This window comes from Phenylobacterium sp. (assembly GCF_035569475.1).
GTDB lineage: Bacteria > Pseudomonadota > Alphaproteobacteria > Caulobacterales > Caulobacteraceae > Phenylobacterium.
Genome location: NZ_DATMNA010000075.1, coordinates 73395 through 91279 on the forward strand (window position 1 = coordinate 73395; position 17885 = coordinate 91279).

19 protein-coding genes are annotated in these 17885 nt (G+C 69.8%); 17 read left to right on the plus strand and 2 right to left on the minus strand.

The window, feature by feature from the left end; translation table 11 throughout:
* The first annotated feature begins 39 nt into the window (after nucleotides 1-39).
* From VNW53_RS11200 to hemA, 5 genes are all read left to right on the plus strand, one after another.
* Nucleotides 40-1179 (plus strand): isobutyryl-CoA dehydrogenase, encoded by a 1140-nt coding sequence (locus VNW53_RS11200; RefSeq protein ID WP_325555726.1) that lies wholly within the window; start codon nucleotides 40-42, stop codon nucleotides 1177-1179.
* A 193-nt stretch (nucleotides 1180-1372) separates the two neighbouring features.
* Nucleotides 1373-2422, plus strand: a complete 1050-nt coding sequence (locus VNW53_RS11205; protein ID WP_325555727.1) for an enoyl-CoA hydratase/isomerase family protein — start codon at nucleotides 1373-1375, stop codon at nucleotides 2420-2422.
* Nucleotides 2423-2467: 45 nt separating this feature from the next.
* Nucleotides 2468-3226 carry a methyltransferase gene (locus VNW53_RS11210; RefSeq protein WP_325555729.1) on the plus strand — a complete coding sequence of 253 codons (759 nt, stop codon included), beginning with the start codon at nucleotides 2468-2470 and terminating at the stop codon, nucleotides 3224-3226.
* A gap of 22 nt (nucleotides 3227-3248) precedes the next feature.
* Entirely contained in the window at nucleotides 3249-4139 is an 891-nt protein-coding gene (mmsB, locus tag VNW53_RS11215; RefSeq protein ID WP_325555731.1) for a 3-hydroxyisobutyrate dehydrogenase, read from the plus strand.
* Between the two features lie 174 nt (nucleotides 4140-4313).
* Entirely contained in the window at nucleotides 4314-5540 is a 1227-nt protein-coding gene (gene hemA / locus VNW53_RS11220; protein WP_325555732.1) for a 5-aminolevulinate synthase, read from the plus strand.
* 23 nt (nucleotides 5541-5563) lie between these two features.
* Here hemA and VNW53_RS11225 read toward each other — a convergent pair whose 3' ends face one another.
* The gene (locus VNW53_RS11225) at nucleotides 5564-5995 is read right to left on the minus strand and encodes a MucR family transcriptional regulator (protein ID WP_325555733.1); all 432 of its coding nucleotides are present in this window, start codon (nucleotides 5993-5995) and stop codon (nucleotides 5564-5566) included.
* A 200-nt stretch (nucleotides 5996-6195) separates the two neighbouring features.
* Between VNW53_RS11225 and glyA the strand changes: the two genes are divergently transcribed.
* The 10 genes from glyA to VNW53_RS11275 all read left to right on the plus strand — a co-directional run bounded on the left by glyA (nucleotide 6196) and on the right by VNW53_RS11275 (nucleotide 14890).
* Nucleotides 6196-7482, plus strand: a complete 1287-nt coding sequence (gene glyA / locus VNW53_RS11230; RefSeq protein WP_325555734.1) for a serine hydroxymethyltransferase — start codon at nucleotides 6196-6198, stop codon at nucleotides 7480-7482.
* 28 nt (nucleotides 7483-7510) lie between these two features.
* Nucleotides 7511-7984, plus strand: coding sequence for a transcriptional regulator NrdR (gene nrdR, locus VNW53_RS11235; RefSeq protein ID WP_325555736.1), 474 nt, complete (start codon nucleotides 7511-7513; stop codon nucleotides 7982-7984).
* A 146-nt stretch (nucleotides 7985-8130) separates the two neighbouring features.
* Entirely contained in the window at nucleotides 8131-8778 is a 648-nt protein-coding gene (locus tag VNW53_RS11240; RefSeq protein WP_325555737.1) for a RibD family protein, read from the plus strand.
* Between the two features lie 159 nt (nucleotides 8779-8937).
* Complete coding sequence (locus VNW53_RS11245) at nucleotides 8938-9528, plus strand: riboflavin synthase (RefSeq protein WP_325555738.1); 591 nt, start codon at nucleotides 8938-8940, stop codon at nucleotides 9526-9528.
* A gap of 30 nt (nucleotides 9529-9558) precedes the next feature.
* A complete protein-coding gene (locus VNW53_RS11250) occupies nucleotides 9559-10002 on the plus strand; it encodes a 6,7-dimethyl-8-ribityllumazine synthase (RefSeq protein ID WP_325555739.1) in 444 nt (147 codons plus the stop codon).
* Nucleotides 10003-10458, plus strand: a complete 456-nt coding sequence (nusB, locus tag VNW53_RS11255; RefSeq protein ID WP_325555740.1) for a transcription antitermination factor NusB — start codon at nucleotides 10003-10005, stop codon at nucleotides 10456-10458.
* Complete coding sequence (gene thiL / locus VNW53_RS11260; RefSeq protein WP_325555741.1) at nucleotides 10430-11401, plus strand: thiamine-phosphate kinase; 972 nt, start codon at nucleotides 10430-10432, stop codon at nucleotides 11399-11401. The genes nusB and thiL overlap by 29 nt, the downstream gene beginning before the upstream one ends.
* A gap of 55 nt (nucleotides 11402-11456) precedes the next feature.
* A complete protein-coding gene (locus VNW53_RS11265; protein WP_325555742.1) occupies nucleotides 11457-12506 on the plus strand; it encodes a type III polyketide synthase in 1050 nt (349 codons plus the stop codon).
* The gene (locus VNW53_RS11270; protein ID WP_325555743.1) at nucleotides 12503-13006 is read left to right on the plus strand and encodes an isoprenylcysteine carboxyl methyltransferase family protein; all 504 of its coding nucleotides are present in this window, start codon (nucleotides 12503-12505) and stop codon (nucleotides 13004-13006) included. Before VNW53_RS11265 ends, VNW53_RS11270 begins: the two co-directional genes overlap by 4 nt.
* Before the next feature lie 93 nt (nucleotides 13007-13099).
* Nucleotides 13100-14890 (plus strand): DEAD/DEAH box helicase, encoded by a 1791-nt coding sequence (locus VNW53_RS11275; protein ID WP_325555744.1) that lies wholly within the window; start codon nucleotides 13100-13102, stop codon nucleotides 14888-14890.
* Here VNW53_RS11275 and VNW53_RS11280 read toward each other — a convergent pair.
* Entirely contained in the window at nucleotides 14887-15873 is a 987-nt protein-coding gene (locus VNW53_RS11280) for a retroviral-like aspartic protease family protein (RefSeq protein WP_325555745.1), read from the minus strand. The two genes, VNW53_RS11275 and VNW53_RS11280, sit on opposite strands and share 4 nt — an antisense overlap.
* Before the next feature lie 108 nt (nucleotides 15874-15981).
* Between VNW53_RS11280 and VNW53_RS11285 the strand changes: the two genes are divergently transcribed.
* Together VNW53_RS11285 and VNW53_RS11290 are read left to right on the plus strand one after the other, a co-directional pair.
* Nucleotides 15982-16416, plus strand: a complete 435-nt coding sequence (locus VNW53_RS11285) for a hypothetical protein (RefSeq protein ID WP_325555746.1) — start codon at nucleotides 15982-15984, stop codon at nucleotides 16414-16416.
* Nucleotides 16417-16604: 188 nt separating this feature from the next.
* On the plus strand, nucleotides 16605-17885 hold a 1281-nt coding region (locus tag VNW53_RS11290; protein ID WP_325555747.1), incomplete at its 3' end, for a sodium/proton-translocating pyrophosphatase.

A 17885-nucleotide genomic window follows, 5' to 3' on the forward strand; every position in this document is an offset into this window, starting at 1 on the left:
CGATTGACAGCCTGCCCGTGTCGCGCTGACTCCGCGCTCATGGATTTCAACCTCACCGATGACCAGCGGGCCATCGAGGACGCCGCGCGCGCCTTCGCCGCCGCCGAACTCGCGCCCCATTCCGCCCGCTGGGACGAGGAGAGCCACTTCCCGGTGGACGTGCTGAAGAAGGCCGCCGAGCTGGGCTTCGCGGGGCTCTATGTGCAGGAGGACGTCGGCGGCTCGGCGCTGTCCCGCCTGGACGCCTCGATCGTCTTCGAGCAGCTCTCCTACGGCGACGTCTCCACCGCGGCCTTCATCTCGATCCACAACATGGCGAGCTGGATGATCGACCGGTTCGGTTCGGATGAGCTGCGCCACAGATACCTGCCGCGCCTGACCACCATGGAGCTGATCGCCTCCTACTGCCTGACCGAGCCGGGTTCCGGCTCGGACGCCGCGGCGCTCGCGACCACGGCGCGCCTGGACGGCGACCACTATGTGCTGAACGGCTCGAAGGCCTTCATTTCCGGCGCCGGGACCTCGGACATCTACGTCGTCATGGTCCGCACCGGCGGGCCGGGGCCGAAGGGGGTCTCGGCCCTGGTGGTGGAGAACGGGACGCCCGGCCTCTCCTTCGGCGCACAGGAGAAGAAGATGGGCTGGAAGTCGCAGCCCACGGCCCAGGTCAATTTCGACGACTGCCGCGTTCCGGTCGCCAACCGCATCGGGGCGGAAGGCGAGGGGTTCCGCTTCGCCATGGCGGGCCTCGACGGCGGGCGGATCAACATCGCCTCCTGTTCGCTGGGCGGCGCGGGCCTCGCACTCGACACCGCCAAGGCGCACCTGGAGACGCGGCGGCAGTTCGGCAATCCGCTGAAGGACTTCCAGGGCCTGCAGTGGCGGCTCGCAGACATGGCCACCGAGCTCGACGCCGCGCGCCTGATGGTGCGCCGTGCGGCCCATGCGCTGGACCACCGCGACCCCAGGGCCACCCAGTACTGCGCCATGGCCAAGCGCTTCGCGACCGACGCGGGCTTCGAGGTGGCCAACCAGGCGTTGCAGCTCCACGGCGGCTACGGCTACCTGCGCGACTTCCCGCTGGAGCGGATCGTGCGCGACCTGCGGGTCCACCAGATCCTCGAAGGGACCAATGAGATCATGCGCGTGATCACCGCACGGGAGCTGCTGAGGCAATGAACACGCAATTCTCCTCTCCCCCGAGCGTAGCGAGAGAGGAAGAGGGCAGGGAGAGGGCCGCCTGGGCGACTCCTTTGGTGAGGCGAGGGCCCGCCGCGGGCCCTGGCGGGACCTCCGGCGCGACCTTGGCCGCCCGCACCGCCCTCTCCCCGGCCTCTCCCTCTCCGCTTCGCGGGGGGAGAGGAGATCGCCGATGAGCGAGCCCGAAGTCATCACCCGCATCGAGGGCGCGGTCGGGCGGATCACGCTGAACCGGCCGCAGGCGCTGCATGCCCTGACCACCAACATGTGCCGGCTGATGACTGAGGCGCTGGTCGCCTGGATCGACGACCCGAAGGTGCGGCTGGTGCTGATCGACCATTCGGGCGAGCGCGGATTCTGCGCCGGCGGCGACATCCGGATGCTGGCCGAGAGCGGCGCGGGCGACGGGATCCAGGCGCGGGAGTTCTTCTTCACCGAGTATCGGCTGAACGCCCTGCTGCACGACTACCCCAAGACCCTGGTCGCGATCATGGACGGGGTCACCATGGGCGGGGGCGTGGGCCTGTCGCGGCCCTGCCGGTTCCGGGTGGCCACCGAGCGGACGACGTTCGCCATGCCGGAGACCGGCATCGGCCTCTTCCCCGACGTCGGCGGTGGCTGGTACCTGTCGCGGATGAGCGACCACATCGGCCTGTGGCTGGCGCTCACCGGGGCGCGGATCAAGGCCGCCGACTGCGAGTTGACCTGCATCGCCACCGACTATGTGGAGAGCGCCCAGGTCCCGGCGCTGAAGGCGGCGATCGTGGCCGATCCCGACGCCATCGAGACCGTGCTGACCGAGTTCGAGGGCGACGCCGGGCGCCCGCCATTGGCCGCCCACATCGATGAGATCTCCCGCCTGTTCGCCGGCGACAGCGTGGAGGCCATCGTGGAAGCGCTGAAAGCCGCCGACACCGACTGGGCCCGCGAGCAACTCGCGATCCTCGGCGCCAAGTCGCCCCAGACCCTGAAGGTCGCCTTCCGCCAGCTTGAGCTCGGCCGCGCCATGACGCGCTTCGCCGACAACATGGCCATGGAGTACCGCATCGGCGCGCGGGTGGTGCGGCGGCACGATTTCCTGGAGGGCGTCCGCGCCGTCATCGTCGATAAGGACAACGCCCCCAGATGGGACCCGCCGACCCTGGAAGGGGTCACCGAAACGCTCATCGCAGGCATTTTCGCGCCCCTGCCTTCCACTGAGGAGTGGACACCCTTACCTTGACGGCAAGGCGGCGCCTCAGAGCCCGCTTTTGGGAGGAACTACCGAATGAAATCCAAGCTCTTGCTTGCGGCCGCCGTGGCCGTCGGCATCTCCGCCGCGGCCGCCTACGCCGCGCCGGCCGCCTACATCACCGCCGCCGTCGCCGACAAGGGCCGGCCCGAGGCCGACACCAAGCGCGACGCCGACCGCAAGCCCGCGGAAATGCTGGAGTTCGCCGGCGTGAAGCCCGGCCAGACCGTGGTCGACCTGCTGCCGGGCGGCGGCTATTTCACCCGCGTCTTCGCAAAGGCCGTCGGGCCCAAGGGTGTCGTCTACGCCGTCAGCGGCCCGCCGCGTCCGTCGCAGGACCCGACCAAGCCCGCGCCGACGCCGGCGATCGACGTGCTGGCGGCCGACCCGGCCTACGCCAATGTGAAGTCGATCCACGCGCCGCTGCAGGGCGGGTTGTCGGTCCCGACCCCGGCTGACGTGATCTGGACCTCGCAGAACTATCACGACGTCAAGAACGTCGCGGGCATCGACATGCTGGCCTTCGACAAGGCGATCTACGCTTCGCTGAAGCCCGGCGGCGTCTTCATCGTGCTCGACCACGTGGCCAATCCCGGCGATCCGAACTCGACCAAGACGCTGCATCGCATCGATCCGGCCGTGGTGAAGCAGGAGGTGACCGCCGCGGGCTTCAAGTACGAGGGCGAGAGCACGGTCCTGAAGAATCCCGCGGACGATCACACCAAGGGCATTCGCGACGGCTTCTCCCAGGGGCAGACGGATCAGTTCATCTACAAGTTCCGCAAGCCCAAGTAAGTCACTGAATTAAGGGATCTTCATGACTCGCATCGCCTTCATCGGCCTCGGCAACATGGGCGGCGGCATGGCCGCCAACCAGGCCAAGGCGGGTCATGAGGTCCTGGCCTTCGATCTGTCGAAGGCCGCGCTGGAGAAGGCGGTGGGCGCAGGCTGCGTCGCCGCCGGCTCGGCCGCCGAGGCGGTGAAGGCCGCAGACGCGGTGATCACCATGCTGCCGGCCGGCCAGCACGTGCGCGCCGTCTACCGCGACGAGGTGCTGCCGAACGCCAAGCCCGGCTGCCTGATGATCGACTGCTCCACCATCGACGTGGAAAGCGCCCGCGCGGTGGGGGCCGAAGTGGCGAAGGCCGGTTTCCGCTTCGCCGACGCCCCGGTCTCCGGCGGGCAGGCGGGCGCGGAAGCCGGAACCCTGGCCTTCATGGTCGGCTGCGCGGAAGCCGATTTCCCGGCGGTCGAAGCCCTGATCGGGCCCATGGCGCGCGCGGTGATCCGGGCCGGCGACCATGGGGCGGGGCAGGCGGCCAAGATCTGCAACAACATGGTGCTGGGCGCGACGATGATCGCCACCTGCGAGGCTTTCGCGCTCGCCGAAAAGCTCGGCCTCGAGCCGGAGCGGTTCTTCGAGATCGCGTCGAAGTCCTCCGGCCAGAGCTGGAGCCTGACCAGCTATTGCCCCTGGCCGGGCCCGGTGCCGGCCGCGCCGTCGAACCGGAACTACGAGGGCGGCTTCGCCACGGCGATGATGCTCAAGGACCTCAAGCTGGCCCAGGACGCCGCCGCCAAGGCGGGCGCGGCGACCCCGCTGGGCGCCCAGGCCGAGGGGCTCTACGCCCTGTTCGACCGGCTCGGCGGCGGCGCCAAGGATTTTTCAGCGATCCTGGAGCTTTTCCGGGGGCATGCGCCGGCCTGAGACTCGACTTAGGAAGGCCCCGTTCATAGATAGCCGTCCGTGACGAAAGGTCGTTGTCCGCGACCGCCCGTCTTATGGACAACACCGGCCATCGGCGCCAAAACCGAGGTCGCATCAGAGGGAACCGGCCGCCTGCGCGCCCAATTCGACGCGGGACCCGGGGAAAAGACGTCGATGGATTACCGTTCCGCGTTCCAGAACGCCGTTGAGAAGGTCCGCGCCGAGGGCCGCTACCGGGTCTTCGCCGACCTGAAGCGCCATCGCGGTGAATTCCCGCGCGCCACCTGGACCCGCGACGACGGCTCGGAAGCCGACGTCATCGTCTGGTGCTCCAACGACTACCTGGGCCAGGGCCAGAACCCGGTGGTCACCGAGGCCATGAAGGCCGCCCTCGACGCCTGCGGCGCGGGCTCGGGCGGAACCCGCAACATCTCGGGCACCACGCACTACCACGTGCAACTGGAGCATGAGCTGGCCGACCTTCACCAGAAGGAAGCGGCCCTGCTATTCACCTCGGGCTACGTGTCCAACGAGGCGTCGCTCTCGACCCTGCACAAGATCCTGCCGGGCCTGATCATCTTCTCCGACGCGCTGAACCACAATTCGATGATCAGCGGCATTCGCGCCCACAAGGGCGAGAAGCTCATCTTCCGCCACAACGACCTCGCCCACCTCGAAGAGCTGCTGGCCGCCGCCGATCCGTCGGCGCCGAAGCTGATCGCCTTCGAGAGCGTCTATTCCATGGACGGCGACGTGGCGGACATCCCGGGCACCGTGGCCCTGGCCAAGAAGTACGGCGCCATGACCTACATCGACGAGGTCCACGCCGTCGGCATGTACGGCCCCCGCGGCGCCGGCGTGGCCGAGCGCGACGGGATGATGGCCGAGATCGACATCATCGAAGGCACGCTCGGCAAGGCCTTCGGCGTGATGGGCGGCTACATCGCCGCCGACGCCATGATCGTGGACGCGATCCGCAGCTACGCCGACGGCTTCATCTTCACCACCTCGATCCCGCCGGCGCTCGCCGCGGGCGCGGTGGCCTCGATCCGCTACCTGAAAGAGCACAACGAGATCCGCGTGGCCCACCAGGAACGCGCGGCGTCCCTGAAGGCCCGGCTGATCAAGGCTGGCCTGCCGGTGATGCCCAGCGTCTGCCACATCGTCCCGGTGCTGGTGGGCGACGCCGTCCACTGCAAGATGATCTCGGACATCCTGCTGGAAGAGCACGGCATCTACGTCCAGCCGATCAACTACCCGACCGTGCCGCGCGGCACGGAGCGCCTGCGCTTCACGCCCTCGCCGGCCCACACCGACGAGATGATGGACCGCCTGGTGGCGGCCCTGGAGCAGCTCTGGGTCCACTGCAACATCCAGCGCGTCGGCGGCGTCGCGGCCTAGCCGGACCGCGGCGGACGAAACGGCTACTTGTGCCGCCGCACGCCGCGGCCGAGGCCGATCTGCTTGGCGAAGTCGGAGCGGCGGGCCGCATAGGCCGGCGCCACCATGGGATAGTCGGGCGGCAGGCCCCAGCGCTTGCGGTAGTCCTCGGGGCTCATGGCGTAGCGTGAGCGCAGGTAGCGCTTGAGCATCTTCAGCTTCTTGCCGTCTTCCAGGCAGACGATGAAGTCGTGCTGCACGCTGCGGCCGATCGGGACCGCAGGCTTCAGCCGCTCGGCCACGAGGGGGGCTGCGTCGCGGGTGAGGCTCTCCAACGCCTGGTGCACCGTGCGGATCACGTCCGGCAAGGCTTCGGCGGGGACTGCGTTTCGGCTGACGAAGGCGGAGACGATCCCCGTGCCGAGACGCAGCAATTCTTCGCCCGAAGGCCCTTCCGGGTCCGGTGCAAGGCTCATCTCATCCCCCTTTTTTCAACACGGCACTGCCCGTCCGCGCCGGCAAACCATGCAGGACGGGTGAAGCCTCAACGCCGCCGCCGGAAGATTGTTCCCGGACCGTCTCGCGCCGGTGGAGGCCCGCGGGATTTGAGGGTAAAGAGCGCTCTCGCCGCCCAGATTCCCGCTCAGCCCGAAAGGCGCCGCCCTTGACGCTTCACATGCAAGCCCAGTCCTCGCCCGATGGCTTCTTCCGCGACGGCGTCGCCTCGGGCGATCCCGACGTGGCGCGCATCCTCGACGCGGAGCTGAAGCGCCAGCAGGACCAGATCGAACTGATCGCGTCCGAGAACATCGTCTCGCGCGCCGTGCTGGAGGCGCAAGGCTCGGTGCTCACCAACAAGTACGCCGAGGGCTATCCGGGCAAGCGCTACTACGGCGGCTGCGAGGTGGTGGACGAGGCAGAGATCCTGGCCATCGACCGGGCCAAGCAGTTGTTCGGCTGCGAATACGCCAACGTCCAGCCGCACTCCGGCAGCCAGGCGAACCAGGCGGTGTTCATGGCCACCATGACCCCGGGCGACACCTTCATGGGCATGAACCTGGACCACGGCGGCCACCTGACCCACGGCAAGAGCGTCAACCAGTCGGGCAAGTGGTTCAATCCGGTGGCCTATGGCGTGCGGATGCAGGATCACCTGATCGACTACGAGCAGGCCTGGGAAGTCGCCCGCGCGCACAAGCCGAAGGTCATCATCGCCGGCGGCTCGGCCTATTCGCGGGCCATCGACTTCGAACAGTTCCGCGCCATCGCCGACGAGGTGGAGGCGCTCCTGATGGTCGACATCGCCCACTATGCGGGCCTGGTGGCCGGCGGGGTCTATCCGAACCCGTTCCCGCACGCCCACATCGTCACCACGACCACGCACAAGACCCTGCGCGGCCCACGCGGCGGCATGATCCTGACCAACTCCAAGAAGTGGAACCAGAAGATCAACTCGGCGGTCTTCCCCGGCCTGCAGGGCGGGCCGCTGATGCACGTGATCGCCGCCAAGGCCGTGGCGTTCGGCGAGGCCCTGCGGCCGGAGTTCAAGGTCTATGCGCGGAACGTCGTCGAAAACGCCCGCGCGCTCGCCGACAGCCTGCAGAGCGCCGGCTTCAAGATCGTCTCCAACGGCACCGACAGCCACCTGATGCTGGTGGACCTGACGCCCAAGGGCGTCAGCGGCGCCGACGCCGAGATCGCCCTGGAGCGCGCCGGGATCACCACCAACAAGAACTCGATCCCCGGCGACCCGCTGCCGGCCATGCAGACCTCGGGCCTGAGGGTCGGTTCGCCCGCCGGCACGACGCGGGGATTCGGCCCGGCGGAGTTCCGCCAGGTGGGCGTCTGGATCGGCGAAGTCCTGGACGGGCTGAAGGCCGGCGGCGACAACGCCGGCGTCGAACGGAAGGTCCGCAGCGAAGTTCTTCAGTTGACGCAGCGCTTCCCTATCTACAACGGATAGGGGTTAACGGGCCGAAGGGGGCCAGATCATGCGCTGTCCGTTCTGCGGTCACCTCGAAAGCCAGGTGAAGGACTCGCGCCCGTCGGAAGACGGCGCAGCGATCCGCCGCCGCCGCCTTTGCCCGGAATGCGGGGGCCGTTTCACGACCTTCGAGCGCGTGCAGCTTCGCGAACTGACCATCCTGAAGCGCTCGGGCCGCCGCACGCCGTTCGAGCGCGACAAGCTCGCCCGCTCCATCGCGGTGGCCATCCGCAAGCGCCCGATCGACCCGGAGCGCGTGGAGCGGATGATCTCCTCCATCGTGCGCCAGCTCGAGAGCATGGGCGAGACCGAGCTGCCGTCCTCGGCGGTGGGCGAACTGGTGATGCAGCAGCTCAAGGCCCTCGATGACGTGGCCTACGTCCGCTACGCCTCGGTCTACCGCGATTTCCGCGAGACCCAGGACTTCGCCAAGTTCCTCGGCGAGGAGGGCCTGGCCGAGGCGGCGGAGGAGGAGCCGTGAATCATCCCTCCTCTTTAGGGGAGGGACAGGCCGCGCGAGCGGCCAGGGTGGGGGATTCGCGTTCAAGCTCGGTCTTTGGAGTCCTGGCCCACACACCCCCACCCGTCCGAGGCTCCGCCTCGTCTACCCTCCCCTAAAGAGGAGGGATGCCGGTGATCACCCTGAAGCTCGCCACCTCGCTGGACGGCCGGATCGCCACGGCGGGCGGCGAGAGCCGTTGGATCACCGGCGAGGCGGCGCGAGCCGCCGTCCATCGCCTGCGCGCCGAGCACGACGCCGTCCTCGTGGGGATCGAGACGGCGCTCGCCGACGATCCGGAATTGACGGTGCGCCTGCCGGATTACGTCGGCCGTCAGCCGGCGCGTGTCGTGCTGGACAGCCGCCAGCGCCTGACGCCGGACTGCAAGCTGGTGAAGACCGCCCGCGAGATCCCGACCTATGTCGTCGCGACCACGGCGCCCGACCCCGCGCTGGTCGAGGCCGGCGTGCGCGTGCTCACCGTGCCCGCCGTCGGCGAGGACCGGCCGGAGCTGAAAGCCGTCGTCGAGGCCCTGGCCGGCGAGGGTCTGGCCCGCATCTTCGTCGAGGGCGGCGGCCAGGTGGCGGCGAGTTTCATCCGCTGCGGGCTGGTGGACGCGCTGGAGTGGTTCCGCGCGCCGATCCTGATCGGCGGCGAGGGGCGGCCCGGGATAGGCGCCCTGGCGGTTGCGGCGCTGGCCGACGCGCCCCATTTCCGGCGCATCGAGGTCCGGGAGGTCGGCGACGACCTCTGGGAGCGCTACGCGAGGGGCTAGCGTGCTGAATTTGAAGTTCGCTTAGGTTTGGTTTGGCGCCGTGCGAACTTCAAATCCAAGAAGCACGCTAGCGATTCATACTTGCTAGCGTCCTTTTCGATTCCGAAGTTCGTAGGAGGTTTCCATATGCACAGTCGAACTTCGGAATCGGGACGCTAGATGTTCACCGGAATCGTCACCGATGTGGGTCGGGTGCGCAGCGTGCGCGACACCAACCGCGACCGCCGGTTCGAGATCGAGACGGCCTTCGACCTCGCCACGGTCGATATCGGCGCCTCGATCAGCCACGCCGGCTGCTGCCTGACGGTGGTCGAGAAGGGCGTGGACTGGTTCGCCGTCGAGGTCTCAGGCGAGACCCTGGGCCTGACGACCCTCGACGCCTGGAAAGAAGGCCGGCGCATCAACCTGGAGCGCGCCGCCCGGGTCGGCGACGAGTTGGGCGGCCACATCGTCTCCGGCCACGTGGACGGGATCGGCGAGGTGTTGTCGGTGGAGAGCGAGGGCGGTTCGCACCGCGTGCGCATCCGCGCGCCCCGGCCGCTGCACCGCTTCATCGCCCCCAAGGGCTCGATCACCGTCGAGGGCGTGTCGCTGACCGTCAACGAGGTCGAGGACGACGTCTTCGGCGTCAACCTGATCCCGCACACCTGGGACGTGACCACCCTGGGTGAGTTGAAGCCCGGCTCGCGGGTCAATCTGGAGATCGACATGCTGGCGCGCTATCTCGCGCGCTTCCAAGAAACGGCCTAAGGCTGCGCCGCACACGCTGAAGGGCCACCGATGAGCGAAGACCAAGTCAGAATCCTGATCGTCGAGGCGCGGTTTTATTCCGATCTGGCCGACGAGCTGCTCAAGGGCGCGCAGGACGCGCTGGAGTCGTTCGGCGCCGCCTATGACGTCGTGACCGTGCCGGGCGCGCTGGAAATTCCGGCCGCGATCGCCATCGCGGAGGAAGGCGGCCGCTACGACGGCTATGTCGCCCTAGGCACGGTGATCCGCGGCGAAACCTACCACTTCGAGATCGTCGCCAACGAATCCGCCCGGGGGTTGATGGACCTCTCGGTTAGCAGGCAGCTCTGCCTCGGCAACGGCATTCTGACCGTCGAGGACGAGGCTCAGGCCTGGGCGCGGGCTCGCGCCAGCGAGGGAGACAAGGGCGGCGGCGCGGCCCGTGCGGCGCTGACCATGATCTCACTGCGCCAGCAGCTCCTGATCGGTCTCTAGATGACCATTGCCCCGAAGCAGGCCCGCTCTGTGGCCCGCCTGGCCGCCGTCCAGGCCCTCTACCAGATGGAGGTCTCCAGCGTCGGCGCCGAGGCGGTGATCCGCGAGTTCGCCGAGCATCGCTTCGACCGCGACGCCGAGGACGGCGAGACCCCGTTGGCCTCGGCCGACGAGGCCTTCTTCGCCGACCTGGTGCGCGGCGTGGTGGAGCACCAGAAGGCCGTCGACGCCGCGGTGGCGCGCAAGCTCGCCACGGGCTGGCGGCTGGACCGCCTGGACGCCACCGCCCGCGCCATCCTGCGCGCCGGGGCCTACGAGCTGATCCACCGCGCGGACGTGCCGACCGAGGTAGTGATCGACGAATATGTCGAGCTGGCGAAGTCGTTCTTCGAGGGGCCGGAGCCGGGGTTCGTGAACGGGGCGCTGGATGCGGTCGCCCAAGATGCCCGGCGCTAAGCCTCCCGCGACCGACGAATTCTCCGAGATCGCGCGGCTGTTCCGCCCGCTGACCGGCGGCGCGCCGGGCGCCTTCGACCTTCTCGACGACGCCGCGATCGTGCCGCAGCGGCCGGGCTTCGACCTGGTGGTCACCAAGGACGCCATGGTCGAGGGTGTGCATTTCCCCGTGGGAGAGCGCCCCGGCCTGATCGCCCGCAAGCTGCTGCGGGTGAACCTTTCGGACCTGGCGGCCAAGGCGGCCGAGCCGTTCGGATGCTTCCTGGCCGTCGCGTGGCCGCCGGGCTTTGGGGCGGCCGAGCGGGAGGCCTTTGCCCGCGGGCTGGGCGAGGACCTGACCGCCTTCGGCGTCGCCCTGCTGGGCGGCGACACGGTCTCCACGCCGGGGCCCTTCACCGCCAGCCTGACGGCGCTGGGCTGGGCGCCCGAGGGCCGCATGGTGCGCCGCGCCGGCGCCCGGGCCGGCGACGTGATCGCGGTCAGCGGGACGATCGGAGACGGCGTGCTGGGTCTGGCCGCCGTGAACGGCGAAATCGCCGACCCCAGCGGCTGGCTCACAGGCCGCCTGCGCGTGCCGACGCCAAGACTGGATTTGTGCGAGGCGCTCCGCGAGCACGCCCACGCCGCCGCTGACGTCTCCGATGGCCTGATCGCCGATGCGGGACATGTCGCGGAGGCCAGCGGGTGCGGCGTCAGCCTCGACCTGGACGAGATGCCGCTGTCGCCGGCGGCGGCGGCCTGGGTCGACGGGCAGCCCAACCGCGCCGCGGCCCTGTTGCGCCTCGCCACCGGCGGAGATGATTACGAGGTGGTCGCCGCGTTTCCGGGTTCGCCGCCGGAAGGCTTCACCCCGATCGGCGAGGTGGTCTTCGGTTCCGGCGTGGAGGCGCGGGTGGACGGCCATCCTGTCAACGTCGCCGAACGGGGTTGGAGACACCTGTAAAAGGAACCTCCGCCGTGGCGGCGGGTTGCGATCCGAGGACAGCTCAGGATCGACCATGACCGCCTCCGTGAAGCTGCTGTCCCTCGCCACCGCCTCGCCGCCGAACGATCTCGCCCAGGACGATGTTTTCGAGGTCGCCCATCGGATCTTCATCTCCCGCTTCCCGGAGTTCGTCCGCATGGGGCCGGTGTTCGACCGCGCCGGCGTGCGCCATCGCCAGATCGCCCGGCCGGTGGACTGGTACCTGCAGCCGCACGGCTGGGCCGACCGCGCCGCGGTCTATGACGAAGTCGCGCTCGACCTCTTCTGCCGGGCGGCGGAGGCGGCGCTGGCCGAGGCGGGCCTGAGCGGCGCCGAGGTGGACGCCATCGTCACGGTCTCGACCACCGGTGTCTCCACGCCCAGCCTGGAAGCGCGCGCCATGGGCCGCATGGGCTTCCGCTCCGACGCCGCGCGCGTCCCGCTGTTCGGGGTGGGCTGCGCGGGCGGGGCGACCGGCCTGTCGCTGGCCTATCGCCTGGCCAAGGCCCAGCCGGGCGCCAAGGTGCTACTGGTCTGCGTCGAGCTCTGCTCGCTGGCCTTCCGCCTGGAAGAGCTTTCCAAAACCGACATCATCTCGACCGCGATCTTCGGCGACGGCGCGGCGGCCTGCGTGGTCTCCAGCGGCGCCGACGGCTTCGCCGCGGTCACCGGCTGCGCGGAGCATACCTGGCCGGACACCCTGGGCGTCATGGGCTGGCGGATCGGCGAAGGCGGCCTCGCGGTCGTCCTCGACCAGGCCCTGCCGCCCTTCGTGCGCCGGGAGATCCGGCCGGTGGTCGAGGCCATGCTGGCCCGCCAGGACCTGCGCCTGGAGGACATCGACCGGTTCATCTGCCACCCCGGCGGCATGAAGGTGATCGAGGCCCTGGAGGGCGCGCTGGGGCTGGGGCAGGGCGCGCTGGACCATGAGCGCGAGGTGCTGGCCGACCACGGCAACATGTCCTCGCCCACGGTGCTGTTCATACTAGACCGCGCCCGCCGCGCCGGCTTGTCGAAGCGTTCGCTGGTCACCGCCCTAGGGCCGGGCTTCACCGCCAGCACGGTGACCCTCGAGGCGGCATGATCGTCTCCGTCGTCATCCTGGCCCTGGTCACGGTCCAGCGCATCGGCGAACTGGTCATCGCGCGCCGCAACACCGCCCGCCTGCTGGCCGCGGGCGGGATCGAGCGCGGGGCGGAGAATTATCCGCTGATGGTCGCCCTGCACGCCGTCTGGTTGGCCGGCCTGTGGTGGTTCGCCTGGGACTGGCCGGCGAACCCGGCGTGGCTGGCGGTCTATCTGGCGCTGGAAGGCCTGCGGCTGTGGGTGCTGGCCTCCCTCGGGCCGCGGTGGACGACGCGGATCATCGTGGTCCCCGGAGAGGCCCTGGTGCGCAAGGGGCCCTACCGGTTCCTGCCGCACCCGAACTATGTGGTGGTGGCCGGCGAGATCGCCGTCCTGCCGCTGGTCTTCGGCCTGACCGCCTATGCCCTGGTGTTCTCCGTGCTCAACGCCGCTATGCTGTGGGTCCGTATCCGGGCCGAGGACGCCGCCTTGCGGGAGGCCCGACAGCCGGCCCTCTGACCGGGAGCCTGCGGTCTCGGGGCTTGCTTTGTCGGGCCCGCTGCGGCTTTTGGCGCGTCCGCTGCGTTTCGTGGGCGGACTCAAGGACCTTGCATGCCGTTTCCCGCCACCCATCCCGCGCTCGAACGCGCCCTCGCCCAGCAGGGTTATCAGGAGCCGACGCCGGTCCAGGCCGCGGTCCTGCGCGAGCCGGACGAGCGCGACCTGCTGGTCTCGGCCCAGACGGGATCCGGCAAGACGGTCGCCTTCGGCCTGGCCCTGGCCCGCGGCCTGTTGGGCGAGCACCCGCGGTTCGGCCGCGCCGAAGCCCCCTTGGCCCTCGTCGTCGCGCCCACCCGCGAACTGGCGCTGCAGGTGAGCCGCGAGCTCGAATGGCTCTACGCCGAGGCCGGCGCCCGGGTGGCCACCTGCGTCGGCGGCATGGACCCGCGCGCCGAGCGCCGCGCCCTGCAGGCCGGCGCCCATGTGGTCGTCGGAACCCCCGGCCGCCTGCGCGACCACATCGAGCGCGGCGCTCTGGACCTGTCGGCCCTGAAGGTCGTGGTGCTCGACGAGGCCGACGAGATGCTCGACCTCGGCTTCCGCGAGGACCTGGAGGAGATCCTGGACTCCACGCCCGTGGAGCGGCGGACGCTCTTGTTCTCCGCCACCATCGCCAAGGAGATCGCCACCCTGGCGCGGCGCTATCAGCGCGACGCCGTCCGCATCGACACCCTGCGCCGCGACGAGGCCCACGGGGATATCGAATACCGCGCCGTCCGGGTCGCCCCGAACGAGGTCGAGCACGCGGTGGTCAACCTGCTGCGCTACTTCGAAAGCCCCGGAGCGCTGGTGTTCTGCAACACCCGCGAGAAGGTGCGCCACCTGCACAGCGCGCTGCGCGAACGCGGCTTCTCCGCCGTCGCCCTGTCCGGCGAGATGACCCAGAAGGAGCGCTCCGACGCGCTTCAGGCGCTGCGCGACGGCCATGCGCGGGCCTGCGTCGCAACGGATGTCGCCGCCCGCGGCCTGGACCTGCCGGACCTGGGCCTGGTGATCCACGCCGAGCTGCCGGTCAACAAGGCCGGCCTGCTGCACCGGAGCGGCCGCACGGGACGGGCCGGCAAGAAGGGCGTCTCGGTCCTGGTGGTCCCCTACAACAAGCGCCGCTTCACCGAGCGCCTGCTGGATTCGGCCAGCATAGACGCCGGCTGGTCCGGCCCGCCGCTCGCCGACGAGATCCGCGCCAAGGACCAGCAGCGCCTGCTCGACGACCCGATCCTGCAGGCCCCGGCGTCCGAGGAAGACCTGACGCTCGCCGGCCGCATCCTGGCCGACCGTTCGCCGGAGGCGGTGGCCGTGGCCCTGATCCGCCTGCAGCGGCAGCGCCTGCCCGAGCCGGAGGACCTGTTCGACGACGCGCGGGAGGCCGGCCAGATCATCCCCTCGGCGCGCCCGCGCGGCGGGGCGGCGGCCTACGACCCGTTGCAGGAGGGTCCCGCCGGCCCGCGTCCCTCGCACCGGGTCGACAGCGTCGGCGCGGAATGGTTCCGCATGCCGATCGGCCGCCAGAACAACGCCGACCCCAAGTGGCTGATCCCGCTGATCTGCCGCCTGGGCCATGTGACGAAGAAGGACATCGGCCAGATCCGCATCTTCGACCGCGAGACCAAGTTCGAAATCGTCGCGGAGACGGAGGCCCGCTTCCGCCAGGCGGTGAAGGGTGCGGCGGAGGGCGACATCCGCATCGAGCCTGCCGCGGCCCCGCCGGCCGCCGACCGTCCGCGCGGGCCTCGCCCGGGCCCTCGGCCGGGCCCGCCTCGCGGCGGCCCGCCCCCGAAGGGCGGCAAGCCCCAGGGCGGCAAACCCCGTGGCCCCAAGCCCCAGGGTCGCCGGCCGGGTTAGGTCGACCGCCCGCGAGGGCTCGACGGCGTGAACTGGCCGGCGGCCAGGTCGAAGCGGACCTGCGAGCGGCCGAAGTCCAGCGACACGGTGTCAAACTGGGTCAGGAGGTCCATGCCCAGCACGAGGGCCGGCTTCGCCTTCAGGCCCCACAGGTCGAAGACGTGCATGTTGGCGTGGACCACGGGCACATTGCCCAGTTGCAGCCCACCCAGCCGCAAGAACGGCAGGTACAGCATCTCGCCCGAGAACGGCTCGCCCGCCAGGGTCTCCATGCCGACCTGCGGGTAGGTGTCGCTGGCGCCGCGGCGGCGATTGTCGGCGGCGACCAGCGTGCGCAGGGCGGTGTTGGCGATGGTCATCTGCGAGCCGGAGTCGATCATGGCGCTGATCGGCCTTCCGCTGAGGTCGGCGTCGACGATGGTCAACTGGCCCATGCGGCGGCGCGCCGGCACGATGACCGAGCCGTCCACGGCGACGTCGCGCACCGAGCGGGCGATGGAGATGGACTTGGCCTTGAACGCCAGGACCAGGCGCTGGCCCTCCAGCCAGTCGACGCCCAGCACGCCGTCGAGGCCCTTGTTGAGGGGCAGCGTCGCGGCGCGCACCGCCTTGCGGCTGCGGTCGCCGACCTGCAGGCGGTCGATCATCACCGTGGGCCGCTCGCGCACGCCCACGACGGTGTGGATCAAGGCCGGGGCGGTGCCGGCGAGCATCAGCCGATCCGCCAGGTCGCGGGAGACGCAGGAGGTGTTGGCCCCGGTGTCCATCAGGAATTGGAAGGGGCCCTGGCCGTTGACGCTGACCGGGGCCAGCATGTGTTCGTAGCCGTCGTGGCCGGCCCCGAACTCGGTGGGCGCATCGCCCGGCGTGTCCTTCGGCGGCTCTTCCGGCGCAAGGGCCTGGGCGAGGGATTGCGAGAGCGGGGCGCCGGTCGCGGCGAGGGCGAGCAGGGCGCTGGCGGCCTGGCGGCGGCTGAGGTGCATGGCGCATCGCCTCCCTGGGCGTTTTTCTTTCGAGGATACCACCCGGCAGACCCGGGGTCATGCGACCTTCAACCTTGCGGAAAGGGACGGGCTGCTAGGCTGCGGGCCATGATCAAGCGCCTGCGCCGGCTCGTCCTGCCCCTGCTGATCCTGGCCGGCCCCGCCCATGCGGCGGAAAAGCCCAAGGAGGTCGGCCAGTACGTCGACCTGCAGCCGGTCGCCATGCCGATCGTCATCGACGGGCGGCTGGTCAACTATGTGTTCGTCTACGTGCGGGTGAACCTGAAGGGCGGGGCCGACATCATCAAGGCCCGCGACCGGGAGCCGGCGTTCCGCGACGCCCTGGTGCGCGACGGCCACCGCACCCCCTTCGTCCTGGCCAACGACTGGTCGAGGATCGACGAGGCCAAGCTGATCGCGGCCATGACCCGCGACGCGGCCGCCATCACCGGCCCGGGCGTCGTGGCCTCGGTGAGCGTCACTTCCCAGACCCCGCAGAAGCGCGTCATGCCGCCGCGGCCGACGGCGCCGGACCACCCCTGAGGCCATCTCCCGCGCCGCAGGTTGCGCCGGGTGTCCAACTTTGGCACCTTCGCGCCTCTTGAACGGGGCCGCCAAGAGAGCGCGCTCCGCATTTTTGGGGAAACACTGGGGCTGGGAGCGAGCCGGAGCTGCGTCCACGACGCGGCTGTCGATCCCCCTCCGCGCGATCGTAAAGGGGTGCGCACGACATGAGTTCGACTTTGATGCTGGTGATCGCAGCCGGCCTGCTGGCGGTGCTTTACGGCGCCGTGCAGACGGCCTCGCTGCTCCGGGCCTCGCCCGGCAATGCGAAGATGCAGGAGATCGCCGCCGCCATCCAGGAGGGTGCGCAGGCCTATCTGAACAAGCAGTACACCACCATCGGCCTGGTCGGGGTGGTGATCCTGGTGCTCGTCGGCGTCCTGATCGGACCGCTGGCCGCCATCGGCTTCGCCATCGGGGCGATCCTGTCGGGGGCCGCCGGCTTCGTCGGCATGCTGATCTCGGTGCGCGCCAACGTCCGCACGGCCCAGGCGGCCTCGGAAAGCCTCGCCAAGGGGCTGTCGCTGGCGTTCCGCTCGGGCGCCATCACCGGCATGCTGGTGGCGGGTTTCGCCCTGATCGGCGTCGCCGGCTACTACATGGTGCTCACCGGCCCGCTCGGCCACGAGAACACCAGCCGCGAAGTGGTCGACAGCCTGGTTGCGCTGGGCTTCGGCGCCTCGCTGATCTCGATCTTCGCCCGTCTGGGCGGCGGCATCTTCACCAAGGGCGCCGACGTGGGCGGCGACATGGTGGGCAAGGTCGAGGCCGGCATTCCGGAAGATGACCCGCGCAACGCCGCGACCATCGCCGACAACGTGGGCGACAACGTCGGCGACTGCGCCGGCATGGCCGCCGACCTGTTCGAGACCTATGCGGTGACCACGGTCGCCACCATGGTGCTGGCGGCGATCTTCTTCGCCAGCGCCGGGACCGAGGTGGTCTCCAACATGATGCTGCTGCCGCTGGCCATCTGCGGCGTCTGCATCGTCACCTCGATCATCGGCACCTTCGCCGTGCGCCTGGGCAAGTCCAACAACATCATGGGCGCGCTCTACCAGGGCCTGATCGTCACCGGCATCCTGTCGGTCGGCGCGATCTGGTGGGTGATGCACAGGCTCGTCACCACCGCGATGACGGTGGGGACCAAGACCTTCGACGCCGACAGCCTGTTCGGCTGCGGCATCGCGGGCCTGGTCGTCACCGCGCTGATCGTCGTGATCACCGAGTACTACACCGGCACGGGGTTCCGGCCGGTGAAGTCGGTGGCCAAGGCCTCGGTCTCCGGCCACGGCACCAACGTGATCCAGGGCCTGGCCATGTCGCTTGAGTCCACCGCCATGCCGGCGCTGGTGATCATCGTCGGCATCATCGTCACCTATAACCTGGCGGGCCTGTTCGGCATCGCCATCGCCACCACCGCCATGCTGTCGCTGGCCGGCTTCATC